Annotated in this window: 30 protein-coding genes and 1 pseudogene; 14 read left to right on the top strand and 17 right to left on the bottom strand. The window is 33.9% G+C overall.

What is annotated here, in order from left to right; genetic code table 11:
- Window positions 1–40 precede the first annotated feature (40 nt).
- The 6 genes from P2W75_RS06125 to P2W75_RS06100 form a co-directional block, all read right to left on the bottom strand.
- Window positions 41–346 carry a hypothetical protein gene (locus P2W75_RS06125; protein WP_276379506.1) on the bottom strand — a complete coding sequence of 102 codons (306 nt, stop codon included), beginning with the start codon at window positions 344–346 and terminating at the stop codon, window positions 41–43.
- Window positions 347–442: 96 nt separating this feature from the next.
- Complete coding sequence (locus P2W75_RS06120) at window positions 443–808, bottom strand: DUF805 domain-containing protein (RefSeq protein WP_276379505.1); 366 nt, start codon at window positions 806–808, stop codon at window positions 443–445.
- Window positions 809–1,016: 208 nt separating this feature from the next.
- A complete protein-coding gene (locus tag P2W75_RS06115) occupies window positions 1,017–1,265 on the bottom strand; it encodes a TM2 domain-containing protein (protein ID WP_207298609.1) in 249 nt (82 codons plus the stop codon).
- 85 nt (window positions 1,266–1,350) lie between these two features.
- Window positions 1,351–1,629: a TM2 domain-containing protein gene (locus tag P2W75_RS06110; RefSeq protein ID WP_207298608.1), complete on the bottom strand. Its 279-nt coding sequence runs from the start codon at window positions 1,627–1,629 to the stop codon at window positions 1,351–1,353.
- A gap of 22 nt (window positions 1,630–1,651) precedes the next feature.
- Window positions 1,652–2,077, bottom strand: a complete 426-nt coding sequence (locus tag P2W75_RS06105; protein ID WP_276379502.1) for a DUF805 domain-containing protein — start codon at window positions 2,075–2,077, stop codon at window positions 1,652–1,654.
- A 193-nt stretch (window positions 2,078–2,270) separates the two neighbouring features.
- The gene (locus P2W75_RS06100) at window positions 2,271–3,221 is read right to left on the bottom strand and encodes a 2-hydroxyacid dehydrogenase (RefSeq protein ID WP_276379500.1); all 951 of its coding nucleotides are present in this window, start codon (window positions 3,219–3,221) and stop codon (window positions 2,271–2,273) included.
- 175 nt (window positions 3,222–3,396) lie between these two features.
- On the opposite strand from P2W75_RS06100, the gene nhaA reads away from it, so the two are divergent.
- From nhaA to P2W75_RS22590, 3 genes and pseudogenes are all read left to right on the top strand, one after another.
- Window positions 3,397–4,539, top strand: coding sequence for a Na+/H+ antiporter NhaA (gene nhaA / locus P2W75_RS06095; RefSeq protein ID WP_276379498.1), 1,143 nt, complete (start codon window positions 3,397–3,399; stop codon window positions 4,537–4,539).
- A 2-nt stretch (window positions 4,540–4,541) separates the two neighbouring features.
- The gene (locus P2W75_RS06090; RefSeq protein WP_276379496.1) at window positions 4,542–5,066 is read left to right on the top strand and encodes a hypothetical protein; all 525 of its coding nucleotides are present in this window, start codon (window positions 4,542–4,544) and stop codon (window positions 5,064–5,066) included.
- Window positions 5,067–5,259: 193 nt separating this feature from the next.
- A pseudogene (locus P2W75_RS22590) lies at window positions 5,260–5,355 on the top strand (c-type cytochrome); the annotation flags it as partial.
- Between the two features lie 234 nt (window positions 5,356–5,589).
- Here the strand turns inward: P2W75_RS22590 and proC are convergent.
- From proC to P2W75_RS06035, 10 genes are all read right to left on the bottom strand, one after another.
- Window positions 5,590–6,366 (bottom strand): pyrroline-5-carboxylate reductase, encoded by a 777-nt coding sequence (gene proC / locus P2W75_RS06080; RefSeq protein ID WP_207298603.1) that lies wholly within the window; start codon window positions 6,364–6,366, stop codon window positions 5,590–5,592.
- A gap of 111 nt (window positions 6,367–6,477) precedes the next feature.
- On the bottom strand, window positions 6,478–7,827 hold the full coding sequence (gene mgtE / locus P2W75_RS06075; protein WP_207298602.1) for a magnesium transporter: 1,350 nt from the start codon (window positions 7,825–7,827) through the stop codon (window positions 6,478–6,480).
- Window positions 7,811–8,596 carry a 16S rRNA (adenine(1518)-N(6)/adenine(1519)-N(6))-dimethyltransferase RsmA gene (rsmA, locus tag P2W75_RS06070; RefSeq protein ID WP_207298601.1) on the bottom strand — a complete coding sequence of 262 codons (786 nt, stop codon included), beginning with the start codon at window positions 8,594–8,596 and terminating at the stop codon, window positions 7,811–7,813. Before rsmA ends, mgtE begins: the two co-directional genes overlap by 17 nt.
- Window positions 8,597–8,950: 354 nt before the next feature.
- Window positions 8,951–9,262 carry a DUF4286 family protein gene (locus P2W75_RS06065; protein WP_207298600.1) on the bottom strand — a complete coding sequence of 104 codons (312 nt, stop codon included), beginning with the start codon at window positions 9,260–9,262 and terminating at the stop codon, window positions 8,951–8,953.
- 60 nt (window positions 9,263–9,322) lie between these two features.
- Window positions 9,323–11,104 (bottom strand): tetratricopeptide repeat protein, encoded by a 1,782-nt coding sequence (locus P2W75_RS06060; RefSeq protein WP_276379492.1) that lies wholly within the window; start codon window positions 11,102–11,104, stop codon window positions 9,323–9,325.
- A gap of 143 nt (window positions 11,105–11,247) precedes the next feature.
- A complete protein-coding gene (gene lgt, locus P2W75_RS06055) occupies window positions 11,248–12,078 on the bottom strand; it encodes a prolipoprotein diacylglyceryl transferase (protein WP_207298598.1) in 831 nt (276 codons plus the stop codon).
- Between the two features lie 88 nt (window positions 12,079–12,166).
- Complete coding sequence (serS, locus tag P2W75_RS06050; protein ID WP_276379491.1) at window positions 12,167–13,438, bottom strand: serine--tRNA ligase; 1,272 nt, start codon at window positions 13,436–13,438, stop codon at window positions 12,167–12,169.
- A gap of 128 nt (window positions 13,439–13,566) precedes the next feature.
- Window positions 13,567–14,967 (bottom strand): tetratricopeptide repeat protein, encoded by a 1,401-nt coding sequence (locus P2W75_RS06045; protein ID WP_276379490.1) that lies wholly within the window; start codon window positions 14,965–14,967, stop codon window positions 13,567–13,569.
- 33 nt (window positions 14,968–15,000) lie between these two features.
- Window positions 15,001–15,903 carry a hypothetical protein gene (locus tag P2W75_RS06040; RefSeq protein WP_207298595.1) on the bottom strand — a complete coding sequence of 301 codons (903 nt, stop codon included), beginning with the start codon at window positions 15,901–15,903 and terminating at the stop codon, window positions 15,001–15,003.
- A gap of 164 nt (window positions 15,904–16,067) precedes the next feature.
- Complete coding sequence (locus P2W75_RS06035) at window positions 16,068–16,610, bottom strand: hypothetical protein (RefSeq protein ID WP_276379489.1); 543 nt, start codon at window positions 16,608–16,610, stop codon at window positions 16,068–16,070.
- A 216-nt stretch (window positions 16,611–16,826) separates the two neighbouring features.
- Here P2W75_RS06035 and P2W75_RS06030 point away from each other — a divergent pair, with 216 nt between their 5' ends.
- From P2W75_RS06030 to P2W75_RS06020, 3 genes are all read left to right on the top strand, one after another.
- The gene (locus tag P2W75_RS06030; RefSeq protein ID WP_207298593.1) at window positions 16,827–17,384 is read left to right on the top strand and encodes a YdeI family protein; all 558 of its coding nucleotides are present in this window, start codon (window positions 16,827–16,829) and stop codon (window positions 17,382–17,384) included.
- A gap of 13 nt (window positions 17,385–17,397) precedes the next feature.
- A complete protein-coding gene (locus tag P2W75_RS06025; RefSeq protein WP_207298592.1) occupies window positions 17,398–17,811 on the top strand; it encodes a hypothetical protein in 414 nt (137 codons plus the stop codon).
- Window positions 17,812–17,912: 101 nt separating this feature from the next.
- The gene (locus P2W75_RS06020; protein WP_276379488.1) at window positions 17,913–18,815 is read left to right on the top strand and encodes a PhzF family phenazine biosynthesis protein; all 903 of its coding nucleotides are present in this window, start codon (window positions 17,913–17,915) and stop codon (window positions 18,813–18,815) included.
- Between the two features lie 55 nt (window positions 18,816–18,870).
- Here P2W75_RS06020 and P2W75_RS06015 read toward each other — a convergent pair whose 3' ends face one another.
- The gene (locus P2W75_RS06015) at window positions 18,871–19,098 is read right to left on the bottom strand and encodes a CDGSH iron-sulfur domain-containing protein (protein ID WP_109191044.1); all 228 of its coding nucleotides are present in this window, start codon (window positions 19,096–19,098) and stop codon (window positions 18,871–18,873) included.
- Window positions 19,099–19,529: 431 nt separating this feature from the next.
- On the opposite strand from P2W75_RS06015, the gene metG reads away from it, so the two are divergent.
- The 8 genes from metG (at window position 19,530) to P2W75_RS05975 (ending at window position 26,608) form a co-directional block, all read left to right on the top strand.
- Window positions 19,530–21,587 (top strand): methionine--tRNA ligase, encoded by a 2,058-nt coding sequence (gene metG, locus P2W75_RS06010; RefSeq protein WP_276379485.1) that lies wholly within the window; start codon window positions 19,530–19,532, stop codon window positions 21,585–21,587.
- 154 nt (window positions 21,588–21,741) lie between these two features.
- Window positions 21,742–21,978 (top strand): hypothetical protein, encoded by a 237-nt coding sequence (locus P2W75_RS06005; RefSeq protein WP_276379483.1) that lies wholly within the window; start codon window positions 21,742–21,744, stop codon window positions 21,976–21,978.
- Window positions 21,960–22,259 carry a type II toxin-antitoxin system RelE/ParE family toxin gene (locus tag P2W75_RS06000; RefSeq protein ID WP_276379482.1) on the top strand — a complete coding sequence of 100 codons (300 nt, stop codon included), beginning with the start codon at window positions 21,960–21,962 and terminating at the stop codon, window positions 22,257–22,259. Before P2W75_RS06005 ends, P2W75_RS06000 begins: the two co-directional genes overlap by 19 nt.
- A gap of 250 nt (window positions 22,260–22,509) precedes the next feature.
- Entirely contained in the window at window positions 22,510–22,785 is a 276-nt protein-coding gene (locus P2W75_RS05995) for a hypothetical protein (RefSeq protein WP_276379480.1), read from the top strand.
- 177 nt (window positions 22,786–22,962) lie between these two features.
- Window positions 22,963–23,850, top strand: a complete 888-nt coding sequence (locus tag P2W75_RS05990) for a DMT family transporter (protein ID WP_276379478.1) — start codon at window positions 22,963–22,965, stop codon at window positions 23,848–23,850.
- A gap of 172 nt (window positions 23,851–24,022) precedes the next feature.
- Entirely contained in the window at window positions 24,023–24,730 is a 708-nt protein-coding gene (locus P2W75_RS05985) for an HAD family hydrolase (RefSeq protein WP_207298585.1), read from the top strand.
- Window positions 24,730–25,362: a chloramphenicol acetyltransferase gene (locus tag P2W75_RS05980; protein WP_276379477.1), complete on the top strand. Its 633-nt coding sequence runs from the start codon at window positions 24,730–24,732 to the stop codon at window positions 25,360–25,362. Before P2W75_RS05985 ends, P2W75_RS05980 begins: the two co-directional genes overlap by 1 nt.
- Window positions 25,363–25,468: 106 nt before the next feature.
- Window positions 25,469–26,608, top strand: coding sequence for an OmpA family protein (locus tag P2W75_RS05975; protein WP_276379475.1), 1,140 nt, complete (start codon window positions 25,469–25,471; stop codon window positions 26,606–26,608).
- The last annotated feature ends 2 nt before the right edge of the window (window positions 26,609–26,610 follow it).

Genomic DNA, 26,610 nt, shown 5'->3' with positions numbered 1-26,610 from the left:
AAATAAGAAAGCCGTTTCTGATTAGAAACGGCTTTCTTATTTAATCTTCAAGAGCAATTGCTAATTGTGGAAAATCTTTAGAAGCTTCTTCTATATTAGTTATGATTTTTGTTTGAATCTTATCGCTCTCATTATTAATTTCAAATTGGATTATTTCATTATTGCTAGTAATAAAAACACCACATTCATTAGAATATTCATCTTCACAAAATGCAACAAGGCGTCCATTATCTATTTTAATATTCACTTTGTGCAGAGCGTTACGCAAATCATCCCATTCATTATAAAATAATTGCGTGAGTTCATATATCTCCTCTCTCAAAAGTTCTCTTTCTTTATCATTCATCTCATTTCTTATTAAATCATAAAACAAAAAACCCTCATTTTCATCATATGAAATAAGGGTTTCCGTTTATATTAACCTATCTAAAACCAGAAAAAATTATTCTTTTCCAATTTCACTAATATCTTCTAATTGGTTTTTAGGATCTGCACCGTATTGATTTGGTCCTTTATCGCCTTCGATAGTAAGTAAATAAATATTATAAAATGGTATTAGTATATACCACCATTCTTTATCAATATCGTGCATTCTACGAACTCCAACTGCAATACCAGGAATAAGTACTGCTAAACTATATATGTTTCCAATTATAGTCAGACTAGGCGAAATTAAGCCCGCAATAAACCCAAGAACAAAAGAAATAATAACGTTCACTAAAAAGAACATCCAATATTCTCTTCTCCTTGCTCTTCCTTTAAAATTCAAATAGTTTTCAAAAACTACTTTTTTATACACTTCTAACATAATAACTCTTTAAAAAATTTCCCTACTCTTATGGATTTTCAGTTACTCCTTTTGCCATTTAAGACGTGCAATATTAAACACTTCAAATGGTATGTAGTGGAACTATACGTTTAAAAACTAACAGAATAAGGTTATTTTTTAGCGTGTTAAAACTGTAAAAAGATCAAATAAAAAATCCCATTTTTTCAAAATGGGATTTTTAATGCTTTTAGAACCAAGGCTTTCTACCAACTTGATACGTCTGATAAAAATCTTCATCCGTTTTTGTTAAGTAGATAATACCTTCTATGAAACCAACTAAACTTGCTGCACCACAAGTAACGATGGTAAGTATTAATTGAATAATTCCTTCTTTTTGATAACCTAAATAAAATTTGTGTATTCCAAATCCTCCTAATAAGATTCCTAAAACACCTGCAGTAACTTTTTTGTTTTCTGGTTTTAAATTATTTTCCATGTTTACTGTTTTAAAGTTTGTATTTAAATCAAAAAAATATTCATAAAAAAATCCCATTTGCATCTAGCCAAATGGGATTAAAATATTAGAACCAGCCTTTTTTACCTACTTGGTAAGTTTGGTAGAATTCTTCATCCGATTTTGTTAAATAGATAATTCCTTCAATAAAACCTATTAAGCTTGCTGCTCCACAAGTAACAATAGTAAGTATTATTTGAATGATTCCTTCTTGTGTGTATCCTAAAATGAATTTATGTATTCCAAATCCTCCTAATACGATTCCTAAAATTCCGGCTACAACTTTTTTATTTTCTTGTGTAGGCTGTGATGGAGTATTCCAACTTTCTGGTTTTGTAGTTTCCATTTAATTATATGTTAGTTAATTATTATTGCAATTCAACTTTTCCAATTTCATTGATTTCTTCAACATTGTTTTTAGGATCAGATCCGTATTGGTTTGGTCCGTAGTTTCCTTCTGTACATAATAAAATCAACGCCCAGATTCCTCCAATAAGCGGAATAAAAGATACAAAATAATACCAGCCGCTTTTGCCAATATCATGCATTCTTCGTACTGTAACAGCTAATAACGGAATTAATGTAGCCAAAGAATAAAGAAGAAAAAGACCATATCCAATAAATATGCCTGTAAGGGCATCACCCAGAATACCACCAATAATTAAACCTATAATCATTAATGCAAAACAGATTAAACTGCTGGCAAGTGCAAAATACCAATATTCACTTCTTCTCGCACGTCCCTTAAAGTTGGCATAGTTTTCAAAAACTACTTTTTTGTACCATTCAATCATAATCAATTAAAATTAGTTTAAACACCTACTCTTTAAGGATTTTCGGTTTCTCCTATTTCAAAAGAATTCTGCCTATTTAGACTCATTCTTTTAAGAATCGGCAACAATATTATTAAAAATTAACAAATAAAACTAATCGGTAACGAAAAATTTACAGGAAAAGACTCGTTATTAAAATTAAAAAAACGTAAATCTAACTTTGGGCATAAACAGCCTTGATTTTATCTACGATTACCTGCGCCAAACGTTCGTGACTTTCAAAAGTCCAACCCGCAATATGCGGCGTTAATAAAACATTTTTTGCTTCTAGCAGATATTGAAATGCTTCAGGGGTATTTTTATCCTGAAAAAGGGTTTCAAATGAAAGCTTTTCATATTCCAAAACATCCAAACCAGCACCTAAAACCTTTTTTGATTTCATGGCTTCAACTAAATCAGCCGTTACGATATTTTTACCACGAGATGTATTAATAATCCAAAATGGTTTTGCAAAGGCATTTATAAAATCTGCATTTACCATTTTGTCGGTTTGCGGTGTCCAAGGAAGGTGAAGACTTAAAACATCGGTTCTTTTTTGTAATTCTGCTAAAGAAACCTGTTTTGCATTTTCATCGCCTACATTATCCAAAATATCGTAACACAAAACCTCAGCATCAAAACCACGTAGTTTTTTGGCAAAGGCTTTTCCCATATTTCCATACCCAATAATTCCGACTGTTTTACCGTCTAATTCATGTCCGCGATTGCTTTCACGATTCCATTGACCCGCTTTTACTTCGGCGTCGGCCTGATTTAAATTATTAAAAAGGGACAATATTACTCCCAAAGAATGTTCTGCAACAGCGTTGCGATTTCCTTCAGGTGCCGCAATTAAATGAATTCCTTTTGACGAAGCATACTCACAATCAATACTTTCCAGACCAGCACCTACCCTAGCAATAAACTGCAGATTTGTGGCTTTATCTAAAAAAGTCTTATCAATCTTGAAACGGCTTCGAATTACAATTCCGTTATACTCTTGGATTTTAGCTTCGATTTCTTCTTTAGAAGATTTAAAATCGGCATGATTTTCAAAACCTGCTTCTTCTAACTGGTTCCAGAGAACTGGATTATTACTATCGATATGAAGAATTTTTACACTCATTTTTATTGTATTTAATGTTAGACAAAAATACGAGTAAAGCTTTATACTTTATCTGGGAAGAAGGTAAAACTCACCAACAAAACGATCAAAGTTTTGTATTGCTCAGATTTTTTTTAACTTTGAAAGTATAGCACAAAGAATTTAGTATTTCTAATTCTTCAGAAAATCTTCCGCAATGAAACTAACCAAGACTTTTAAAGCCTTTTTTGAAAACGAAAAATCAGGAGGATTGCTCTTATTATTTGTTACGCTTATTTCATTGTATGTCGCCAACTCATCGCAGGGAACAACCTATATTGCTTTTTGGGAAAAAGATCTCGGCGGACATTCGATCACACATTGGATTAATGATGGTTTAATGACCATTTTCTTTTTATTGATTGGTCTGGAACTTGAACGTGAAATTTACCATGGCGAATTATCGAATATAAAAAATGCATCACTGCCTATTATGGGCGCGCTTGGCGGAATGCTTATTCCGGCCGCTACATTTTTAGCTTTAAACCTTAAAACTTCAACCCAAAATGGAGCGGGAATTCCAATGGCAACAGATATTGCTTTTGCAATAGGAATTTTATCGCTTTTAGGTAATAAAGTTCCGGCATCATTAAAAGTATTTTTAACCGCTCTTGCCGTTATTGATGATCTGGGGGCAATAATTGTGATTGCCGTTTTTTATACCAGTTCGATTTCTTTTTTAAATCTTGGAATCGCTTTGGGAATCTGGATTGTATTGTTTGTTTTAAACCGAATGAAAATTCACAACCTAATTCCCTATTTAATTGGCGGTGTGGTTATGTGGTATTTTATGCTGAATTCGGGTATTCATGCTACGATTACTGGAGTTATTCTAGCATTTGTGATTCCATTTGGCGATGGCGGCAAAAAAACTTCTTCATACCGATTACAGCATTTCCTGCACGAGCCAGTAGCTTTTATTATTCTGCCTTTGTTTGCAATTGCTAATACTTGTATTGCAATCGACGCAGATTGGTATTCAGGATTACACACTCCCAATGCCTACGGAATTATTCTTGGATTGGTTATTGGAAAACCTCTAGGCATTATTCTCTTTTCATCAATTGGAGTAAGTGCAGGATTGTGTGCGCTTCCTAAAACCTTAAAATGGTCGCATATTTTGGGCGCTGGAATGCTGGGCGGAATTGGTTTTACAATGTCTATTTTTATAACACTTCTTGCTTTTAAAGATCCTGAGATTATCCTGTATTCTAAAATCTCAATTCTGATCGCTTCACTATTATCAGGAATTTTAGGATTTGCTTATCTAAAGTTTATTTTATCTAAGAAAACGACTTAACTATGAAATTCCATTTAATTGTATCTGCATTATTCATTTTTACAGTTTCAGCCTGTACAAACAAAAAGCCAGAACCGGTAGTTGAGAAAGCTGATACGAAGCCAGAAGTTGTTCTCCAAAAAACTGAAAATGATCCTATCGAAGGAATTTACGAAACCAAATCAGACGATATTGATTCGGGTGAATGTAAAATCACATTAGAAATAACCAAAACTTCAAAAGGCTATTCTTATTTTGTAAAAACAGAAAAAAGACAGCTGAAAGGAATCGCCACTTTTACCACAGAAAAATCGGGAGAAAAGTTATTGTTTTTGGAAGACATACAATGGGATGAATACGAAGGTGATATTAGCAATGAAGATGAAAATGAAGATACTTCTGAAGCTAAAGAAATAGAAATTCCTGTTGGGATTGGCGCTGGTTATGTAAAAGACACTCTTACCATTCAGAATTATGGCAATTCTATGAATTCGTATACGAAGATTTCAGAATGTGGACGAAAATATATTCGGTTGATTAAGAAATAAAAGTCAATTTTATAAATTCTAATCATCGTCAAATCAATACATGAAAAAAATCAGACAAATACTTACTGTATCGATAACCATTATGATAGTGCTTATGGGAGTAATATTTTATCAAATAAAGTACAATCCCGTAAATCCAGATTTGAATTGTCAAATACCCGTTCCCTTTTGTGGGACTCAAGCTTTCATAACGAAAGATCTTGCCAAGGGAAAAGAAATTTTTAATTCAAATTGTGCAGCTTGCCATAAACTAGATGCCAAAAGCACCGGACCTGCACTTCGCAATATAGATTCTTTAGTTTTTGTAAAATGGATGCTCATAAAAAAGCATAAAATCGACACTATTAAAATTGAAAAATTAGCAATTGATTATCATCGAACAATGTTTAAAAAGACTATCAATGAAGAAAATCTTCCTTTCTTAATTGATTACTGTTCAGGAATACGTTATTAAAACAAAAAATTCCAAACACTATTTTAAATTGGAATTTGGAATTTTTCTTTTTTGGAATTTCTTTTAAAATTATCCTTTGATCTGTTTCAAAGAAGTTTTAATTCCTTTTATTAAAGATGAACTGAAACCATTGTGTTCCATTTCATTTAAACCGACAATTGTACAGCCTTGCGGTGTTGTTACACGGTCAATTAATTGCTCTGGGTGTACTCGTTCTTCTAAAAGCATTTTTGCCGCTCCTTTTACGGTTTGTGCCGCAATTGCCAAAGCGGTGTTAGAATCGAATCCAATTTCAATTCCTGCCTGCATAGAAGCACGAATATAACGTAAAGCATACGCAGTACCACAAGCACCTAAAACAGTCGCTGCATCCATTAATTTTTCATCAATTACCGGAGCAGTTCCTAAATCTTGAAATAAGTCTACAATTGGCGCCGCGTTTTCTTTATATTTTTCAGGGAAAGAAATGCAAGTAGCTGATTCACCAAATTGAGCAGCAATATTCGGCATAATACGCACCACCGGATAATCGTTGTTTGTTTTTGATTGAAGTGTATCTAGAGATAATCCACTTACGGCAGATGCAATAGTTTTATTTTGAATCACCGGAAGGATTTCTGCCAGAACAGTATCAACTTGATATGGCTTGATGGTTAAAATCACTACATCAGCTTCCTGAATAGCATGTTTATTATCTGAAGAAACCGTAATTCCGTATTCAGATAAATATTCAATGCTTGCGGTGTTTCTTCTTGTAACGGTAACTTGGTTATTTTTAGAGAATTTAGCAATTCCCAAGGCAATAGAAACTCCAAGGTTTCCTCCTCCAATAATGTGTACTTTCATTCTTCCTGGTTTGAATTTATTATGGCTGATTAACAGTAAATTTTCCGCCTGTAAATTACGCAGATTTTAGAGATTTTAAATCACTGCAATCGGCTAATTTGTGGCAAAAATCTAAAATCCAAGAATCAATTTGGCTACTCCAAAATAGAGCATAATACCAAAAACATCATTTGTTGTTGTGATAAATGGACCAGTCGCAATTGCGGGGTCAATTTTATTTTTGTTTAAGAAGAGTGGCACTAAAGTCCCTAAAGTTGCTGCAAATAGAATAACAACAATCATAGAAATCGAAATGGCAAAACCTACCAAATACTGTTGGTACATGATAGAATGATATCCTAATAAAAGCAATGAAATGATACTTCCAGAAATCATCGAAACCGTAATTTCTTTTGTAAAATATCCACGGCTGAAATCTTTCAAAGTTCCGTTTGCCAAACCTTGCACAACGATTGCAGATGCCTGAACACCAATATTTCCTGCAGTTGCAGATAACAACGGCACAAAAATAATTAAGGTTGAATATTTTTGAAATGTACTTTCGTTTCCTTTCAATACAAAAGATGCGACAATTTCGATTACCATACCTATTAAAAGCCAAGGTAAACGTGCTTTTGTCAATTCGTAAACGCTGTCATTTGATTCAACGTCTTGCGTAATACCCGCCGCCAATTGGTAATCTTTGTCAGCTTCTTCCTTGATTACGTCTACGATGTCATCAATTGTAATTCTTCCCACCAAACGTCCCAGCTCATCCACAACTGGAATTGCCTCTAAGTCGTACTTCTGCATGATACGGGCAACTTCAACGTCTTCAGTATCTACTTTTACGAAGTTTAATTTTCGGATATATACATCTCCAATCTGTGTTTTGGTTGAAGAAGTCAAAAGATCTTTAAGTGATAATCGTCCTTTTAATCGATTTTCGTCATCCACTACATAAATCGAATGCACTCTGGAAACGTTTTCTGCCTGAATACGCATTTCTTTTACGCACGTTAGTACATTCCAGTTTTCATTCACTTTTACAAGCTCTTTTCCCATCAAACCTCCGGCTGTGTTTTCGTCGTAACGCAAAAGATCAACAATATCTTTGGCGTGTTCAACGTCGACTAATTCCGAGATTACTTCTGCTTTAATTTCCTGAGAAAGTTCAGCGATAATGTCGGCAGCATCATTCGTTTCAAGCTCATCAAGCTCTTCTGCAATTTCTTTTGGTGAAAGTCGGCTTAAGATATTTTCACGCAGATCTTCTTCTAATTCAAGAAGAATTTCGGCGGTTTTATCACTATCTAAAACCTTAAAAATGTAGGTGGCTTCGTCAAAATCTAATTCTTCTAGGATTTCGGCGATATCAGCATGGTGCAGATCGTTGAGTAAAACTTCAAGTTCTTTGTCGTTTTTCTTTGTGATCAGTTCCTCTAACTGCTGTATAAAATCTTTACTAACTTTGAACTCCATCGGCTTCTATTTTTTGAGTTAGTTCAATAAATTCCTCTACGCTTAACTGTTCCGGACGTTTATCAAAGATAGTGTCTTCTCGCAGTTTATCAGATAAATTTAATGTTTTCAAACTGTTACGTAATGTTTTTCGTCTCTGCTGAAAAGCGGTTTTTACAACCGTAAAAAATAGCTTTTCACCACAAGGAAGACTGTAATCTTCCTTTCGGGTCATTTTCATCACACCCGATTTAACCTTGGGCGGAGGAATAAAAACATTTTCGTCTACAGTAAACAAATACTCAGTATCATAGAAAGCCTGTGCCAGGACAGACAAAATTCCGTATGTTTTGGATCCTTTTTTCTCGCAGATTCGTTCTGCAACTTCCTTTTGGAACATTCCAGAAAATTCTGGAATCTGATCTCTAAATTCTAATGTTCGAAATACAATTTGAGATGAAATATTGTACGGGAAGTTACCAATTATAGCGAACTGCTTGTTTTCGTAAACTTTATTTATATTGTATTTCAGAAAGTCTTCTGAAATAATTTTGTCTTTTAATTTTGGATAATTAGCATCCAGATACGCAACAGATTCCGTATCAATCTCAATTACTCGAGTGATAATGGGCTTGTCAAGTAAATATTTAGTAAGCACACCCATTCCTGGTCCTATTTCTAAAACCTCATCGTATCCTTTTAGACTCAAAGTATCGGCAATTGCTTTTGCGATGCTTTCATCTTTCAAGAAGTGCTGTCCTAAATGTTTTTTGGCTTTTACTTTTTCCATTTTCTTTCTTGTTTGCCGCGAGGCTGCAAAAGTATTCTTTTTACTGCGAAGGCGCTAAGAAGCAGAGCATTATTTTTTTATTTTTTTTATTGCCACAAAGGCACTAAGACACAAAGTTTATTTTTCCCGATTAATTATAATCAAAAAATTATCTTTATTCTTATCTACTTTGTTTTTAGTTGGAAATCTGCTTATTCGTTCACTTAATCTCAAAAAACTGTAAATCCTTTCAACTTTTGACAATTTTAAAAAATCCTCCTGTTGTTGTTTGTTACTTTCTTCTTTTGTTTGAAATCTAATTTCCATAATAAACTATTTAACTGAAAACTGCGACTGTGACTGAAAACTAAAAATCTAGTGTTCTGAAATAACTTCTAATTCTGTTCTGAAAGAGAGCATTTTATCTGCAAATAATTCCAACGCTTCTCTGTCAAATTTTGGCTGATCTTCCAGATAATATTTCTCTAAAGTATCTTTACTATCAGTTGTGTATTGAACCGAATACGTAATACCTCCCATTTCTTCTTCAATTAGAACTTTTACAATTCTTGCCGAAGAGAATTTTTGGGTTGCCAGAATTTCGGGTATGTGCTTTTCCTGCATCCATTTTAACCATTGGTCGTGAACGCTTTCGTGTATATTAGTGGTGATGTTGTAAATAATCATTTTTTCTTGTTTAATCGTTTATTCGGTTAAACGGTTAATCGATTAACCGCTTAAACCAAACTACAAATTTTTATCTCCTCTCAATTCTCGGTATTTTTTTCTGGCATCTACAAAGTAAATACTATCCTGATGGTTAAAAATTACCTTTTCATATAAGGGTTTTGCCTTTTCAATATCTTTCAGTTCATCGTTGTAAATTTCTGCCGAAAAGAACAACGCTTCATCTACATAAATTCCGTCGCTATGATTGTCAATGATCTGCTGGTATTGGCTTAAAGCCGAAGCATAGTCTTTCTGACTTTCATAAATTTTACCTAAACGCAACAATGTAACGGCTTCGATTTCTTGTCCTTTAAAGGATTTTAGAATGTTTTGAAACTGAGTAATGGCTTCTTGTTTCTTATTCTGATACAATAGAAAATCCCCTTTTGCAAATTGCTTTAAAGCCGTTTGTGTCGAATCAGCTGCAGTATTGTCGTTAATCAGTAAAAAATATTCGAGAGCGTCGTTGGCAATTAATTGTGTGTTAGCCGATTTTAATTCTTTAAACTGTTTTAAAGCCCATTCGAAATCGCCTTTGTAATAACTTGTTTTAGCCGCTTTCAAACTCGCTTCATGCGCCATTACATCGTTCTTTAAATCGAGCTGAATCTGCGAATAGTAAATCAAAGCTTGATTGTATTTTTCTTCCAAAAGCAGAATATCGGCTAATTCCATTTTAGCGTCAGCTTGCTGATACGCATTTAAGTTTAATTCTAATGCTTTTTTGACTACTGCTTTCGCTTCTTCTGTTTTCTTTAAATTAAAAGCTAGAAAATGCGCTTGAATCAACTGCAAAGATAACGTAAATGGATTTACTTCATAAGTTACAAGCAATTGCTGCAACTCGTTTGTAATGGCTGGATAATCTTTTTCCTGAGCTTTATCAATCTTAATCTGCATTAAACTCGCATTACTTTGAATGAGTAAATCGCGGTCTTTTGTATTTTGAAGAATGAAGTTTAAAATTTCAGAAGCCGTTTCGGTATCATCTTCATTCAGTGCAAACTGACTTAAATTAACAATGCTGATTAACGATTCTGGTTCGCGTTTGTAAATGGCTTTTTCCTGAATAAATGCTTTTCCAAATTCTTTCTGCTGTACATAAAACCAACTTAAATAGTGGTTCCAGAAAACGTCTTGTTCTTTCTGCGTTCTTAAAATTAAAGCTTTACGCATGGCGTCTTTAAAAGCCGTATTATCGGTTTCGCCGTTCATAAAACGCGATAACTGCGTCTGGATCAAATTGGCATTCTGTTGATTATTGTATGATTCTGTCAGCAAAAGATCAATCATCAAATCGGTTTTTCCTAACTGGCCGTATAGCATTCCAATCTGAAAATTGAAGTTGTAATTCGGCTGTACCTGCATTCCCGTTTGATACGCTTTTAAAGCATATTCTAAAAGCACTTTTCTTTCAAAAGCATTTCCAACTCCGTAAACATCATTTGGATTGGTTTTGATTTTCTCAATTGCCTGATCGTAGTAATTTTTGGCTTTGGATTCGTTTTTCTGTAATTGATAGTTATATCCTAGTTCAACTAAAAAAGCACCTTGCTTATAACGGTTGTAACGTTCCTGAATTGTTTTTTCGGCAAGATCAAATTGCTGCAACTGCTGATAACAGTCAATCGTTCTTAAAAAATATTGCGTATTAGAAGGTGAACTTTTTAAAAGATCCTCATATATAAGTTTGGCTTTTTCGAAATCGCCTTTATCGTAATAATTGTTCGCTAATTGTTCGTTCTGCGAAAATATAATCCCAGACCACAACAAAAGGATATAGATAAAGATGTTTTTCATAATTGCAGATTTATTTTAATTCTCAGTTTTTAGTTTTCAGTCGCAGTTCTCGGTTTTCAGTCTGCAAACTGCAACTGTAAACTGGGACTTTTTTAATTTTCAGTCTCGCAAACTGTAAACTGCGACTGCAGACTGTGACTTTTTCAATTACTATACACTGACTTTTTACTTTTCCAAAAAATCAAACCTAGGCCAATTAAAATGAAAGGAACACTCAAAATCTGTCCCATATTAATCAGCATATTATTCTCGAAAGCTTCTTGGTTTTCTTTGAAAAATTCAATTATAAATCGGGCCAGAAATAATAAAGTTAAGAAACTTCCAAAGATTAATCCATGTGCATTACGAATTCTTTCTGATTTGTACATGTAAAACAATAATCCGAAGATCAGCAAATAGGCAAATGCTTCGTACAATTGTGTGGGATGTCTCGGAATTAAATCATCTCTCTGAAAAACAACTCCCCAGCTTCCGTCAGTCGGTTTTCCATAAATTTCGGAATTCATAAAATTCCCAAATCTGATAAAAGCACCTGTAACTGGAACGGCAACCGCCATTTTATCCAAAAGTGCAAAGAAGTTTACTTTATATTTTCGGCAGTATAAAATCATTGCTGTTAAAACACCAATTGATCCGCCGTGGCTTGCCAATCCCTGATAACCAACAAATTCATAAGAACCTTTGATTTTCTGAATTGGTAAAAGTATTTCTATTGGATGCTGAAAAAAATATCCCGGTTCGTAAAAGAAACAATGTCCGAGTCTGGCACCTAAAACAGTTCCAACAATGACATAAATAAGTAAGCTGTCGAGATTGTCTAAGGAAAGATTTTCCTTTTTGTAAATATTTCTGACGATGTAAAACCCAAGAAGAAGTCCAGAGGCAAAAAGAGCACCGTAATACTTGAGAGGAAAACTATCTGTTATCCAATAAATCACTGGATCAACGTTCCAATATACTATTCCATTCTTCATTACTCTCAATTTTCAGTCTCAGTTTTCAGTTTCCAGTCACAGTTTCCAGCGCATGACTGAAAACTGTGACGGTGACTGAAAACTAAAATTAGTTTATAATATCAAATCCGCAGTAAGGACGTAAAACTTCTGGGATTACGATTCCTTCTGGAGTTTGGTAGTTTTCAATAATTCCAGCTAAAACACGTGGAAGCGCTAATGAACTTCCGTTTAAAGTGTGTGCTAATTGGTTTTTTCCATCTTTGTCTTTGAAACGTAATTTCAAACGGTTTGCCTGGAAGGTCTCGAAGTTAGAAACAGAACTAATTTCTAACCAACGATCTTGAGCGGTTGAAAACACTTCAAAATCATAAGTCAATGCAGATGTGAATCCCATATCGCCTCCGCAAAGACGCAAAATTCTATATGGTAATTTCAATTCTTGAAGAATGTTTTTCACATGTTCTACCATTCCATCTAATGCTGCATAAGAATTGTCTGGATGCTCAATACGAACAATTTCTACCTTATCGAATTGATGCAGACGGTTTAATCCACGAACGTGTGCTCCGTAAGAACCTGCTTCACGACGGAAACATGGCGTATAAGCGGTTTGCAAAACTGGAAGTTCGCTTTCGTTTAAAATAACATCACGGAATAAGTTCGTAACTGGAACTTCAGCCGTTGGAATTAAATATAAATCGTCAAGACCTGCATGGTACATCTGGCCTTCTTTGTCTGGTAATTGTCCCGTTCCGTAACCCGAAGCTTCGTTTACCAAATGAGGAACTTGAACTTCAGTGTAACCTGCAGCTGTGTTTTTATCTAAAAAGTAGTTGATTAAAGCACGCTGTAAACGAGCTCCTTTTCCTTTGTAAACAGGAAATCCAGCACCAGTAATTTTTACACCAAGTTCGAAATCGATAATATCGTATTTCTTTACTAATTCCCAGTGAGGCTGTGCGCCTTCATGTAAAACTGGAATTTCGCCTTCTTCAAAAACATTCAAATTGTCATCTGGAGTTTTTCCTTCAGGTACAATATCAGCTGGAAGATTGGGAAGTGTGTATAATTTATTGGTTAACTCAACTGCCAAAGCTTCTGCTTTTTCACCAAGTTCTTTACTTTTTTCTTTTAATGAAGCTGTTTTTTCTTTTAAGATTTCGGCTTTGGCTTTTTCACCTGCTTTCATCAATTCTCCGATATCTTTGGACAATTTATTAGATTCAGACAAAGTGTTGTCCAGCTCCACTTGTGCTGCACGACGATTTTCGTCTAGTTTCACCACCTCTTCAACAACGCTTTTAGCATCGATATTTCGTTTTGCTAAAGCCTTGATTACTTTCTCTTGATTGTCTCTAATAAATGCGATTTGTAACATAGCTTGATTTTTATAACTATTGTATTTTTTATAACGGAAGCAAATTTAATGAAATGTTTTAGAAGATCGTGACAAAGTTTAGCCACGAAGAAAGATATTTCGCAGAGATTGAATAATTATAACAGTCTTTATTCTTTTATCACTTTAAAAATTTCAACTGTTTCACCAAAAGTAACCTTCAAAATATAAAATCCCGGGTTTAAACTAATGGCATTTATTGTTCCGTCTGTAGTTTTTCCTTTTAAAACCGATTTAGACTCAAAGTTAAAAAACTCAAAGTCGAAGTTTTTTGAGCTGAAATTTTCAACTAAAATTTCGGTTTTTGCTGGATTTGGAAAAACAAAAGGTTTATTCTTTGCTGTTTTTTCGGGCTGACGTTTATTGCATGCGCTTTCTAGCAGATCATCCAAATCAAACTCCTCGTATGTTAAAGTGTAATTGAGTTCTCTGGCTTTTTGGAATAAAGAACAGGCATCGTCGTATTTTTTCTGGTCGAGATAAATAATGCCGAGATTTTTCATTGCATACGAATTGTTTTTATCCATTTCTAATGCTGTTTTCAAATCGGCAATTCCCTTTTTAGATTCTCCGATTTTATGATAAATCAAAGCGCGGGTTGTGCGTAAATCTCTTCCGCCAGCGGTCGATTTTTCCATAATGACTTTTTCATATTGAAAAGCTTTTTCAATATTTTCAAATGCTTTTTCGTATTCGCCTGTATCGCTGTATAATCTCGCAAGTCCCCAATATGCATAGGCATGATTGGGTTTTTCGATTACAATTTTCTCGAGATAGTAGCGCGCTAAATCGTATAATTTTCTGCGTTGCAACAATGTTGCAAAATTGTATAAAATCTTATAATCATTGGGCGCATTCGATATTGCTTTGTAGTAATAATGGAAGGCAAAGCTTTCCATTTCGAGCGCTGCATACACACTTGCCATACGATCGTATAATTTACTTCGGAAAGCGGCGGTTTTCTTTTGTGCAGAATCAGAAAATACTATTTTTTTATTTTCCGGGTCTTTGTCAATGGCAAATTCAACTTTCTTCAAATCTTCAATTGCCAAAGTATTGTTTCCCAAACTTACACCTAAAACACCTCGATTGTAAAGATCATTAATTGTAGTAGGATTGAAATTTGTTTTGGTATTAATATCGGTCAGCATTTTTAATGCTTTCTTAACTGATTCTTCCCGATCTTTATGAAACGGGAGTTTATGATCTGTTCTTCCGGTCATTTTCCCGTGACGGAAATTCCAGGTTACTAGTTTTTCGCCTTGAATGTTGAATTGAAAAGAATCGCCATCTTTCAATCCATCTTTATCAAAGTAAAAGGCTTCGTTAAGTTTTCCGTTTGAATAATAGGTTTTCGAACTGTCTGGCTTTTTGTCTTGACCGTACCAAATTGCTACCGAAACGACATGATCGTCATAAAAATAACGGGTAACATTTTCTTCTTTTTGTTTTTCCTGAGCCAGCAGAAAAACAGGCAGAAACGGTAAAACGAAAACTATTTTTCGAAACATGATTTATTTATAATTTATAAAACCGGTTTTTAATTATAAAAACCGGCTTCTATCGTCTTTTTTAAAAGAATATGATTTTCCGTCGTATTGTAATTTCTGAAATTCTTTTTTGACTTTTAAATCATTCTTTTGTTCAATATTATTTTCAGGATCTTCCTCTGAAGCTTCTTCATACGTGAAAATTTTAGAAACCAGCAGATCATAAAAACCATTTGTTGGAGTTCCCGAAACACTGATTCCAGTTTCTAACGTTTCAATCTGGTAAGTTCCGCCTCCGTTCGAATCGCCATTAGTAAGCCGGATGGGATATTCGTATAGAAGCTTTTTGATTTTGTTTCCATCCAAAGTTAAAATGGTGAATTTTTCTTCAGAATACATTAAAACTCTGCTGTTTGAATATACTTCTGTAGTAAAAGCAATTGCTTTTGTTTCCTCATTCAACTGCAATAAATCTTTTAAAATAAGGGTTTTAGCAACTTTAAGACCTTCGTTTTCATAATAATCCAAATTCTGATCTGTTTCTTCGGCTAGAATTTTTCCATCTTCATTATTTACAAAAACATATTTTCTTTCGTAATGATTTCCTAAATCATCTTCTTTTGATTTCGTTTTTTTATCGCTTTTTTTAATGGTGCAAATCACAAAAAAAGTGACGTTATCATTAAACCGAATAGAACTAATGTCTTCAATTTTTAAAGTTGTGAATTTAATGTCTAGGTTTTCAGCGGTTTTCCGAAGCAGACTTAAATCCAATTGATCTGAAGAAATTATTTCTTCGTTTTTTTTAAAAATCAGTTTTTCGACTGCTTGGGGCGGCTTGTCGGTTTGAACTGCTAACGCTGGGGCGGCTTCGTCAGAGCTTTGTTTTTCATTTTTCCCGCACGAGGCAAAAAATAGAAAAATGCCACTGAGAATTAAGTAGGTTTTAATTTTCATTGGTTTCGGTTTTAAAAATTAGGGGCTTTCAAATATAAAATATTCTGACTAAGCTTTTTAAATAAAATCGAAATTTTACACGTATTATTTTATAAATGCATTTATGAAATGTGAACAAAAACCTTTGAAGCTTTGTAATTCTATAACTCTAACTTCTTAAAAAGCTACTCTCTTTTAATCTTACGTCCCGTAAACTCTTCCAAAAGATCAAAGATTTCTTCTACAGGAAGCGCTTCAAAATCAGGATGAGTTTTTAAAAAATTGGCGTTTAAAGCCGGAAAATCTTCCTCTAATTCAAAAAAAGCATTGTTGTTTAATAAATCTCTTGTTGGATTTACACCTTCGAGTTTTCCTTTTAAGAATTTACCAATTTTAACGGTACTCAACAATTTTACTCGTTTCGATTGTGACTGAAATAATTCAAGATGTTTTTCGGCACCAATTAAAGCTAGTCCTTCTTCAATTAATTCGTTTAATTCCTTGTTCCAGCCTGAGTTATACACAAACTGAGAAAAATTTCCTTGTGTATATTGCGAAAAGTAATAATCAAGATAATAACTAGTCAGCGCATCTTCGTGAATTAAATCATCGTTTACACCTTCTTCGCGCATTAAATTGATAATTGAAATATTCGAATTGATTATATCCTGCGGATTATCGCTGTTTGCTGCTGTTTCAGAAACTAGTATTCTGCCGAATTCCTCCATTTTAATTTGTTTTGAGATTTTGATTTTGCAAAGTTGAGGGAAAAAATACACAATTCAAGAATAAATTATTAAAACCTTCTCAGTATAGATTGATGATGTATCGATTAAAAATTAGAAAATCATAAAGTCAATAAAATTCAATTTTCTTTTCTGTAAATTATCATAATTTTATAGATTATTAGATGTATAACTAATCTTTAGCAATTTAAACTATTAATGAATCCAACCTTCTTTTCAACGCAAGAACAATTCCGAGCATGGTTAGAAAAAAATTACCAAACAGAAACCGAACTTTTGGTAGGTTACTATAGAGTGAGCACTAAAAAACCATGTATGACGTGGTCAGAATCTGTAGATCAAGCGCTTTGTTTTGGCTGGATCGACGGTATTCGAAGAACTATTGACGAAGAAAGTTATACAATCCGATTTACGCCAAGAAAAAAATCGAGTATTTGGAGCGCCATCAATATTAAAAAAGTCGAAGTTTTGACCAAAGCCGGGCTCATGAAAGAAGCTGGATTGAAAGCTTTCAGCTTTAGATCTGAAGAAAGATCCAAAATTTATTCACATGAAAATGAAGCTTATGTTTTCGATCCTAATTTAGAAAACCAATTTAAGGCCAATGAAACTGCCTGGGAATATTTTGATAAACAGGCACCTTCTTATAAAAGAGTAGTAGTTCACTGGATCATGTCTGCCAAACAAGAAAAAACTAGAGTTTCAAGATTGGAGAAAACCATAAATTTTAGTTTTGAGCAAAAAAGAGTTTTCTAAATAATGCCATTTCATGAATCAAGAGGGACGAATTTTTCAAGATGATAATTTTATTTTTACCGAATTTAACGGTTTAAAATTAGAAAAACTGGTAGTTTGCGAAAACCCAGAAACAAAAGAACCTATTCTTATATATCTAAAAGTTGAAAATCACAATTGGCATCAATATTTTCTTGATGCAGGCTTTGGAGTTTGGGAAAACTGGAACATAATCGATATCGATAATGATGATGATGAAAGTTTTGATTATATAGATAAAACCTCTGATTTTGATCTTTCTCAAAAAGTAATTTCCAAAATATGGTGCGAACCTGACCAAAACAATTGTAAAATAAGCATTGCATTCGAGAGTAACGAAATACTTGTTTTACAAACTGTTCATGCTGAAATGTTTGATTCAAGTAGCGAAATTTTAATCATAAAATAATAGTAAAATAATCTATACAGTAGTAATCTTATAAGAAAAATACAATAATAAAACGTAATTTTAGTGCCTTCGAAAAACAATTCAGCTAAAAAGAGAAAAGTATGAGTGAAAGAACGGCATTAGAATATTACGTTTTAGATGTGTTTTCAAACGAAAGCTATAAAGGAAATCCGCTTTCAGTGGTTTTCACAAATGGTAATCTAAGATTAGAAACCTATCAGGATATTTCTAAAGAATTTCGCTATTCCGAAACCTCTTTTGTTTATTATTCCGCAAGAGAAAGAGCCTTGATCGTTCGTTCGTTTACTCCAACAGGAATAGAAATCGACGGCGCAGGACATAATTTACTGGGCGCTGTATGTGGTGCATTACTAAAAGGAATGCCCATATTTGACGAACAAAACGAAAGTGAACCTTTTGTAATCATGAAACATTCGGCAATTCCAGTAACGGTGAGTTTTGATCCGGTTACTTTTTATCCTGTCGTTAAAATGCATCAAAAATCGGCAGTTATAAAACAAGAAATCCCAACGTATAAAATTGCAGTAGCTCTTGGATTAAAAATCGAGGATTTAGATGTAAATGCTTTTGTACCATCAGTAGTAAAAACAGAAGTTGCACACACAATGGTCCCTATAAAAAATAGTGAACTCCTAAACAGCTTTGTTCCCGACAATCGACTTTTAATTGAAATCTCAAAAGAATATGATTTTGAAGGTTTTTATTGTTTCACTATTGCCGATGAAGGCCAGGAACATATAGTCGAAACGAGATTTTTTAATCCCATAATCGGAATAAATGAAGACCCCGCAACAGGTACAGCAGCTGGTCCGTTAATTGGTTTTTTAACGCAGAAGAAATTCACAAAGTCTGATAAAGAATATAAAATTCTTCAAGGTGTAAGGTTAAAACAGCCTTCAATAATTGAAGTCATGAATCGCGAAGAAGATATTTTAGTTGGAGGTTCTTCAATAATTACCATGAAAGGAGAATTGTATTTATAAAACAAAAGCGACATTTGATGTCGCTTTTTATTTTTCAAACTTTATCCAAAGTTTATTAGTTCGTTTTCATTGGAGGCAAATCAAACGCTACAGAATCATGTTCGAAGTTGTTTCTGTGTCCGCCATCGCAAAATGGTTTGTTGTTAGATAATCCGCAACGGCAAAGTCCTAGTGCAGATCTTCCTTGTAAACCGTAAAGCGCTCCTTCTGGATCCATGATTTCAAAATCACCTTCAATTTTGATTGATCCGTTTTTATTGATGATTAATTTAGTCTTGCTCATAAATTTTGTTTTTTCGAACGCAAAGATTGCGAAATAAATCCTGAAGATTTTACTGCGAAGCCTAGTTTAAACTGGTTCTATTTTATATAAATCGTTCCTACGGAACTCGTCTTGTAATGTTTCGTTTACAACGGATTAAAATCCGTTGCTACAAAATAAATCATTCCTACGGAATTTGTGTAAAAAAGCCGTTGGCTCGAAAAATATTGTAGCAACGGATTTTAATCCGTTGTAAAATGTTGCCAGAAAAAAGAGTTCCATAGGAACGATTTATTACTAGTTTAAAACAAAAAACTTTGCGCCTTCGCGTCTTTGCGAGAACTAAAATCAAAAAAATCTTAGCGAATCTCTGCCCTTTTTCTTAGCGAATCTCTGCGTAATAACGAAATTTCAATTCTATTGCTTATTTTTGCACTCAATAATTTTGAAAGATGATACAGAATCCAAAAAGATATACCATTACGGCGGCATTGCCTTACACAAATGGACCAATCCATATTGGACATTTGGCGGGGGTTTACGTGCCTGCTGATATATATTCGAGATACCTTCGCCTGCAAGGAAAAGACGTTGCATTTATCTGCGGAAGCGATGAACACGGTGTTGCTATTTCGATGAAAGCCAAAAAAGAAGGAATTACACCACAAGAAGTTATCGATAAATACGACGGAATTATTCGCAAATCATTTGCTGATTTCGGAATTTCATTCAACAATTATTCAAGAACTTCGGCAAAAATACATCACGATACCGCTTCTGAATTTTTCAGAACTTTATATGATAAAGGCGATTTTATTGAAGAAGTTACCGAACAATTATACGATGCAAAAGCGAATCAGTTTTTGGCAGACCGTTTTGTGGTGGGAACTTGCCCAAAATGTGGGAATGATGGAGCTTACGGAGATCAATGCGAAAATTGCGGTTCTACTTTGAACGCAACTGATTTGATTAATCCGAAATCGACTATTACAGGCGAAACTCCAATTTTAAAATCAACTAAACACTGGTTTTTACCTTTAGATCGTTACGATACTTTTTTACGCGAATGGATTTTAGAAGGTCACAAAAATGACTGGAAAACTAATGTTTACGGACAAGTAAAATCTTGGATTGATGCAGGTTTAGAACCTCGTGCCGTAACGCGTGACCTTGACTGGGGAATTGACGTACCGGTTGAAGGTGCTGAAGGCAAAAAACTTTACGTTTGGTTTGATGCGCCAATTGGCTACATTTCTTCTACAAAAGAATGGGCAGCACGCGAAGGAAAAGATTGGGAACCATATTGGAAAGATGAAGACACCAAATTGGTTCACTTTATTGGGAAAGACAATATTGTTTTCCACTGTATTATTTTCCCAGCAATGCTTAAAGCAGAAGGAAGTTACATTTTACCAGACAACGTTCCTGCAAATGAATTTTTGAACTTGGAAGGAAACAAACTTTCGACTTCTAAAAACTGGGCAGTTTGGTTGCACGAATATTTAGAAGAGTTCCCAGACAAACAAGATGTTTTGCGTTACGCTTTAACATCAAACGCGCCTGAAACAAAAGATAACGACTTTACTTGGAAAGATTTTCAGGCTAGAAATAACAACGAATTAGTTGCTGTTTTCGGAAACTTTGTAAATCGTGTGGTGGTTTTAACCAACAAATATTACGAGGGTATTATCCCTGCTCCAAACGAATTTACAGAAATCGATGAAGCAACTTTAGCCGAATTAAAAGCGTATCCAGCAGTTATTGCAAGTTCGGTGGAACGTTACAGATTCCGTGAAGCTTTAGGAGAATTGATGAATGTTGCTCGTTTAGGTAACAAATATCTGGCAGACGAAGAGCCTTGGAAAGTGATGAAAGACAATCCAGAGCGTGTAAAAACTCAAATGTATGTGGCCTTGCAAATCGCTGCAGCTTTAAGTGTTTTATCTGAACCTTTTTTACCTTTTACAGCAGCTAAACTTTCGAGAATCCTTAAAAACGAAGGAAACTTAAAATGGTCTGATGTAACAGATAATTCAGAATTAATTGCAGCCGGACACAAAATTGGAGAAGCAGAATTGCTTTTTGCTAAAATTGAAGACGAAGAAATACAAAAACAAATAGATAAATTGGAAGCAACAAAAACGGCAAATCTTGCTGAAAACAAACAAGCTGAACCACAAAAAGATTTAATTCAGTTTGAGGATTTTGCGAAAATGGATATCCGTATTGGAACTATTCTTGAAGCTGAAAAAATGCCAAAAGCAAACAAACTTTTAGTTCTTAAAGTAGATACTGGAATCGATGTTCGTACCATTGTTTCGGGAATTGCTGAGAGTTTTTCTCCAGAAGAAATCATCGGAAAACGAGTTTCTGTTTTAGCAAACTTAGCGCCAAGAGCTTTACGCGGTGTTGAAAGTCAAGGAATGATCTTGATGACAACCAATGCAGAAGGAAAATTAGTTTTCGTAAATCCAGATGCTGATGCACCAAATGGCGCAACTGTAAACTAAGAAATTTAATTTATTTCGATAAATAATTATATAAGTTATCAGTCTAAAACATCTGACTGATAACTTTTTTATTTTATAAAGATTATACAAATTATCATAATGATTTTTACAATTTGAGAATAAATCTTTAATTTTGAGTATCTAAAGAAATATTATGGACTTGACTGCACAAATAAAAAAGAATTTAATTTCTAGGATCAAAGATTCTAAGGATTTGAATTTTCTGAATGCACTTCAAACTATTTTTGATTCATCTGAACAAGAACTCTATGAACTGTCAAATGAGCAAAAAAAAGCAATCGAAAGTAGTCGAATAGAGATTGAAAATGGAAATTTTCATAAAAATGAAGAAGTAATTTCAGAAATGCGAGAATGGCTAAAAAAGAAATAGTTTGGTCATCTTTAGCTAAACTTCAACTAGAAAATGTTCTTGAATATTATTTCATTAGAAATGAAAGTCCAACTTACAGTTTAAAACTATTAAACGAAGTTGAAGATCTATTAAATACACTTTCAAGCTCAGAACTTATAGGAAGGCTTACTTCTAATAAAATTACCCGCGTTGTTTCTATGAAAGTTTATCTCATATTCTACGAGATAAACAACAATCAGATTGAAATAGTATCGTTTTGGGATAATCGTCAGGATGTTAAGAATAGAAAAGTTAAATAACTGATATTAAATTGCAAAAAATCCAAATATTAAAAACATGGGAAATTTCTCATGTTTTTTGCTTTTATATAAGTTTATAATTGTAAGTTTGTACTGCAAAAATACTTCAGAAGTAATTCTGAACTTTATTAAAAGTTAACAATAAGCGAACCCTCGCCATGATGGCCCTATGGAAACTCGGGAAATCTATCCTTCTGGGGTATTTTTGCACATCTAAAGCGAGGGTTTCGTGCGTTTAATATTTTCGATTATGCAAAGAGAAAATGAAAAAACAACAGAAACGGCTGTAATGACAGCAATGGCACAATTTCTATCAGACATTTGGTTTGAAGACGAAATCAGGGATCAGCCGGAACATTTGTGTGAAATTTTTGAAGCAATTCTGGTTACAGAAGTTGGAGATTATAAAGATCTCCGCATCAAAATGATCAACTGCATTAAAACCGTTAGCAAACTGGTAGAAGCACTTGAACCTTTTTCGGACATTGAAATTAAAAATGCCTACGAAAAAATGCTTGTCGCATAATACCACACAAAAACAAGTTTAATCCTAATTTTTATTACAATAAATCAAAATGTGCCTAACGGCACATCTTTGTTTTTTTATGTTATGTTAATTTCTACAAATCTTTTGTTTTCCCTAACGGACATTTTTACTTTTGATTCGCATTATTAAAAACAAGACCTTAGCTAAAAATTCACAATGAAAATCACCAAACCAAGATTAGCCTTAATCAGCGGTATACTTTGCATTTCGATTTTTCCAATATTGGTAAAACTACGTTTAACTCCAGGATTAATTTCGGCTTTTTACCGAATGTTCTTTGCGATCGTTCTGCTTTTACCTTATGTGATATTGAGCGGAAACTTTAAACTTCCAAAATTAAAATTTGCATTTTTAGCGGTACTTTGCGGCGTTTTATTTTCTTCGGATGTTGCCGTTTGGAATATTGCTATTCAAGAATCAAGTGCAACTCAGGCTTCCTTGTTGACTAATTTATCTCCGGTTTGGGTTGGCGTTGGTTCTTTTTTATTTTTAAAATCAAAACCAGCGGTCAATTTCTGGATTGGAACTCTGGTCGCTTTATTCGGAATGGTGACTTTGGTTGGATTTGAATTTTTTATCGATTTGAATTTCAATCAAGCTTTTCTTTTCGCTGTTTTATCAGGAATCTTATATTCGATCTACCTTTTAGTCAGCAAAAACGTTTTATCGCAAGTTGATGTTTTATCGTTTATGACCATTAGTTTACTAGCTTCCAGTATCTATTTAGGAATTTTATGTTATTCGTTACACGAACCTTTCACCGGATTTTCAAATGCAGGCTGGTTTGTATTGATTTTGCAAGCCGTAATCTGCCAATTGTGTGCTTGGCTTTCGATTAGTTATGCAACACAGCACATGCGCGCGACGAGAGTTTCTCTTAGTTTATTAAGTCAAGCCGTAATTACCTCCATTTTGGCTTGGTTGTTTTTGGAGGAAAAAATAACTTTGCAAATGGTTTTCGGAGGAATTATTCTTCTTTTCGGAATCCGAATTACGTTTTACGATAAAACGATTTCTTTGAAAAGATTGTTTTCTAAGAATTGAGATTAAAAAGTTTCTCGCAGATTACGCAGATTGAGCAGATTTGTTTTTATCTTAACAGAAATTAATCCGAGTAAAAAAATTAGTGAAATTACTTCATCACTTCTAAAAATCAATTATCTAATTAGTTATAATCCGTGAATTCGTGGCTAATAAAACTTGAAACAAAAAGCCTATGTTACATAAAACTAAAATACCAAACCTAAAAGTAATCGCATTTGATGCCGATGATACTTTGTTTGTAAACGAACCTTATTTCCAGGAAACCGAACATAAATTCTGTGCTTTGATGGAAGATTATCTTTCGCATCAAGGCATTTCACAGGAATTATTCAAAATAGAAATTGCCAACTTGCCTTTATATGGCTACGGAATTAAAGGATACATCCTTTCGATGATCGAAGCAGCCATGAATATTTCCAACAATACCATTCCTGTTGAAATCATTGAAAAAATCATTCAATACGGAAAAGAATTATTGGAGAAACCAATCGAACTTCTCGACGGAATTGAAGAAACATTGCAAGCTTTGCACGGAAAATACAAATTGGTAGTGGCTACAAAAGGCGATTTAAAAGACCAGCACAGCAAACTGCATCGTTCTGGTTTAGGACATTATTTTCACCATATTGAAGTCATGTCAGACAAACAAGAAATCGATTATCAAAAACTCCTAGGACGTTTGGACATTCAGGCAAGCGAATTTTTGATGATCGGAAATTCATTAAAATCAGATGTGCTTCCCGTTTTAGGAATTGGCGGATATGCCGTTCATATTCCGTTTCATACTACTTGGGAACACGAAAAAATCAATCATAAAGTTGAGCACAAACATTTCAGCTCATTCGAAAAGATTACAGAAGTAGTCCACAATTTACTATAATGAAAACACTTTTAGACCTAGAAAACTGGAACAGAAAAGAACATTTCGAACATTTCAGAAAAATGGAAGAACCTTTTTTTGGAGCTACCGTCGAAATTGATTGTACACAGGCGTATCAAACAGCCAAAAAAAGCAATGCTTCTTTTTTCATTTTCTATTTACACAAAACACTCACGGCTGTAAATGCAGTCGAAAATTTTAAATACAGGATTTCCGAAGACAAAATATACATCAATGATCGTATTGATGCTTCATCGACAATTGGTCGTGAAGACGGAACTTTCGGATTTTCTTTAATTGAATATCATCCTGATTTTAAAACTTTTGAAGAGAATGCTTTAGCCGAAATCAAAAGAGTTCAAAATACCAAAGGACTATTTACAAGATCATTTAATGATGATAACTTGATTCATTTCTCGGCAATTCCGTGGTTAAACTTCACGGGACTTTCCCATGCCAGAAGTTTTACGTTTCCAGACAGCTGTCCAAAAATTTCCTTTGGAAAACTGATAACTTCAGAAACAGGAAAGCGTACCATGGCAATGTCTGTGCATGTCCATCATGGTTTAATGGACGGATTACACTTAGGAAAATTTGTAGATTGCTTTCAGGAAGAGATGAACAAATCTTAATTTTGTGTTATATTTCTGTCTTATTTTAATACTTTTATAACTTTCAGGGGACAAACACTCTTTTATTAATTCGTTGGTTTGGGAAAAATTTTAAAACTCAATTACAATGAAAAAAATTGTTGTTACTCTGGCATTTGCCTTAGGTTTAATGAATGCTAATGCACAAACAGAAACCAGTACTCCAAGCAATTTTAATAAATGGTCTATTGAATTGGCTGGAGGAGTAAACAAACCTCAAAAGCCATTTTCGGATAACTATTTTACACGTACGCCTAGCCCGTGGGTTGGAGATTTTGGAGTTCGTTATATGTTTAACAACAAATTCGGTTTAAAAGCTGATTTTGGTTATAACAGTTTAACAAACAAAAGCAACTCTTTAGATTTTGATTCAAGATACTATCGAGTAGATTTGCAAGCTGTTGCTAATTTAGGACGCATTATGAATTTCGAAACATGGACTAATACAATTGGTTTATTAGGACACGCTGGTTTTGGTTATGCTCAACTAAGAAATGATGTGTACAAAGGAGCAGACGAAATGACTAATTTTATTGCTGGTGTTACTGGTCAAATAAAATTATCAAACAGAGTTGCTTTAACTGGAGACTTCTCTACTATTTTCAATGCATCTCAGGATCGTTCTTTTGATGGAGCTTATCTTCCAAACAACAGAGGTTTTTCTGGATTATTGTTTAATGGTACAGTAGGTTTAAATGTGTATTTAGGAAAAAACACAAAACATGCTGACTGGGTAGTTACAGAAAATTCAGGAAACACTGATCTTTCTGCATTAGAAAACAAAGTGGCTAATCTTGAAGAACAAATCAAGAAAACTCCAGAAAAAGTAATTGTTGACAGACCAGTTACTACTAATAACACTGTAGTTAACGACAAAGATCTTCTTAAAGAAATGATCAACAATGAGTATTACAGTGTGTATTTTGGTTTCAACAAATCGACTCCAATCGAAAACTCTACAGCTGCTATTGATGTTATTTTAAATTATTTAAGAAAAAACCCATCTGCTTCGCTTGACATTATTGGTTATGCTGACCAGGTAGGAAAATCTGAATACAACGAGAAATTATCAAAAGCTAGAGCAAATAGCGTTAAAACTATCTTAGAAAAAGCAGGAATTGCATCTTCAAGATTAAATGTTACTGCTGCTGGTGCTGATACATCAATCCAAAAAGATTCAGAAGAAGCAAGAAGATTAGCAAGAAGAGTTACTTTTAGAGTAAAATAACA

This window comes from Flavobacterium sp. H4147, assembly GCF_029360735.1.
Taxonomy (GTDB): domain Bacteria; phylum Bacteroidota; class Bacteroidia; order Flavobacteriales; family Flavobacteriaceae; genus Flavobacterium; species Flavobacterium endoglycinae.
This window is presented reverse-complemented; position numbering and strand designations above follow the sequence as displayed.

Coding starts and splice junctions, on each gene's coding strand:
- P2W75_RS06125 (WP_276379506.1), bottom strand. CDS start 346: ATGAATGATAAAGAAAGAGAACTTTTGAGAGAGGAGATATATGAACTC.
- P2W75_RS06120 (WP_276379505.1), bottom strand. CDS start 808: ATGTTAGAAGTGTATAAAAAAGTAGTTTTTGAAAACTATTTGAATTTT.
- P2W75_RS06115 (WP_207298609.1), bottom strand. CDS start 1,265: ATGGAAAATAATTTAAAACCAGAAAACAAAAAAGTTACTGCAGGTGTT.
- P2W75_RS06110 (WP_207298608.1), bottom strand. CDS start 1,629: ATGGAAACTACAAAACCAGAAAGTTGGAATACTCCATCACAGCCTACA.
- P2W75_RS06105 (WP_276379502.1), bottom strand. CDS start 2,077: ATGATTGAATGGTACAAAAAAGTAGTTTTTGAAAACTATGCCAACTTT.
- P2W75_RS06100 (WP_276379500.1), bottom strand. CDS start 3,221: ATGAGTGTAAAAATTCTTCATATCGATAGTAATAATCCAGTTCTCTGG.
- nhaA (WP_276379498.1), top strand. CDS start 3,397: ATGAAACTAACCAAGACTTTTAAAGCCTTTTTTGAAAACGAAAAATCA.
- P2W75_RS06090 (WP_276379496.1), top strand. CDS start 4,542: ATGAAATTCCATTTAATTGTATCTGCATTATTCATTTTTACAGTTTCA.
- proC (WP_207298603.1), bottom strand. CDS start 6,366: ATGAAAGTACACATTATTGGAGGAGGAAACCTTGGAGTTTCTATTGCC.
- mgtE (WP_207298602.1), bottom strand. CDS start 7,827: ATGGAGTTCAAAGTTAGTAAAGATTTTATACAGCAGTTAGAGGAACTG.
- rsmA (WP_207298601.1), bottom strand. CDS start 8,596: ATGGAAAAAGTAAAAGCCAAAAAACATTTAGGACAGCACTTCTTGAAA.
- P2W75_RS06065 (WP_207298600.1), bottom strand. CDS start 9,262: ATGATTATTTACAACATCACCACTAATATACACGAAAGCGTTCACGAC.
- P2W75_RS06060 (WP_276379492.1), bottom strand. CDS start 11,104: ATGAAAAACATCTTTATCTATATCCTTTTGTTGTGGTCTGGGATTATA.
- lgt (WP_207298598.1), bottom strand. CDS start 12,078: ATGAAGAATGGAATAGTATATTGGAACGTTGATCCAGTGATTTATTGG.
- serS (WP_276379491.1), bottom strand. CDS start 13,438: ATGTTACAAATCGCATTTATTAGAGACAATCAAGAGAAAGTAATCAAG.
- P2W75_RS06045 (WP_276379490.1), bottom strand. CDS start 14,967: ATGTTTCGAAAAATAGTTTTCGTTTTACCGTTTCTGCCTGTTTTTCTG.
- P2W75_RS06040 (WP_207298595.1), bottom strand. CDS start 15,903: ATGAAAATTAAAACCTACTTAATTCTCAGTGGCATTTTTCTATTTTTT.
- P2W75_RS06035 (WP_276379489.1), bottom strand. CDS start 16,610: ATGGAGGAATTCGGCAGAATACTAGTTTCTGAAACAGCAGCAAACAGC.
- P2W75_RS06030 (WP_207298593.1), top strand. CDS start 16,827: ATGAATCCAACCTTCTTTTCAACGCAAGAACAATTCCGAGCATGGTTA.
- P2W75_RS06025 (WP_207298592.1), top strand. CDS start 17,398: ATGAATCAAGAGGGACGAATTTTTCAAGATGATAATTTTATTTTTACC.
- P2W75_RS06020 (WP_276379488.1), top strand. CDS start 17,913: ATGAGTGAAAGAACGGCATTAGAATATTACGTTTTAGATGTGTTTTCA.
- P2W75_RS06015 (WP_109191044.1), bottom strand. CDS start 19,098: ATGAGCAAGACTAAATTAATCATCAATAAAAACGGATCAATCAAAATT.
- metG (WP_276379485.1), top strand. CDS start 19,530: ATGATACAGAATCCAAAAAGATATACCATTACGGCGGCATTGCCTTAC.
- P2W75_RS06005 (WP_276379483.1), top strand. CDS start 21,742: ATGGACTTGACTGCACAAATAAAAAAGAATTTAATTTCTAGGATCAAA.
- P2W75_RS06000 (WP_276379482.1), top strand. CDS start 21,960: ATGGCTAAAAAAGAAATAGTTTGGTCATCTTTAGCTAAACTTCAACTA.
- P2W75_RS05995 (WP_276379480.1), top strand. CDS start 22,510: ATGCAAAGAGAAAATGAAAAAACAACAGAAACGGCTGTAATGACAGCA.
- P2W75_RS05990 (WP_276379478.1), top strand. CDS start 22,963: ATGAAAATCACCAAACCAAGATTAGCCTTAATCAGCGGTATACTTTGC.
- P2W75_RS05985 (WP_207298585.1), top strand. CDS start 24,023: ATGTTACATAAAACTAAAATACCAAACCTAAAAGTAATCGCATTTGAT.
- P2W75_RS05980 (WP_276379477.1), top strand. CDS start 24,730: ATGAAAACACTTTTAGACCTAGAAAACTGGAACAGAAAAGAACATTTC.
- P2W75_RS05975 (WP_276379475.1), top strand. CDS start 25,469: ATGAAAAAAATTGTTGTTACTCTGGCATTTGCCTTAGGTTTAATGAAT.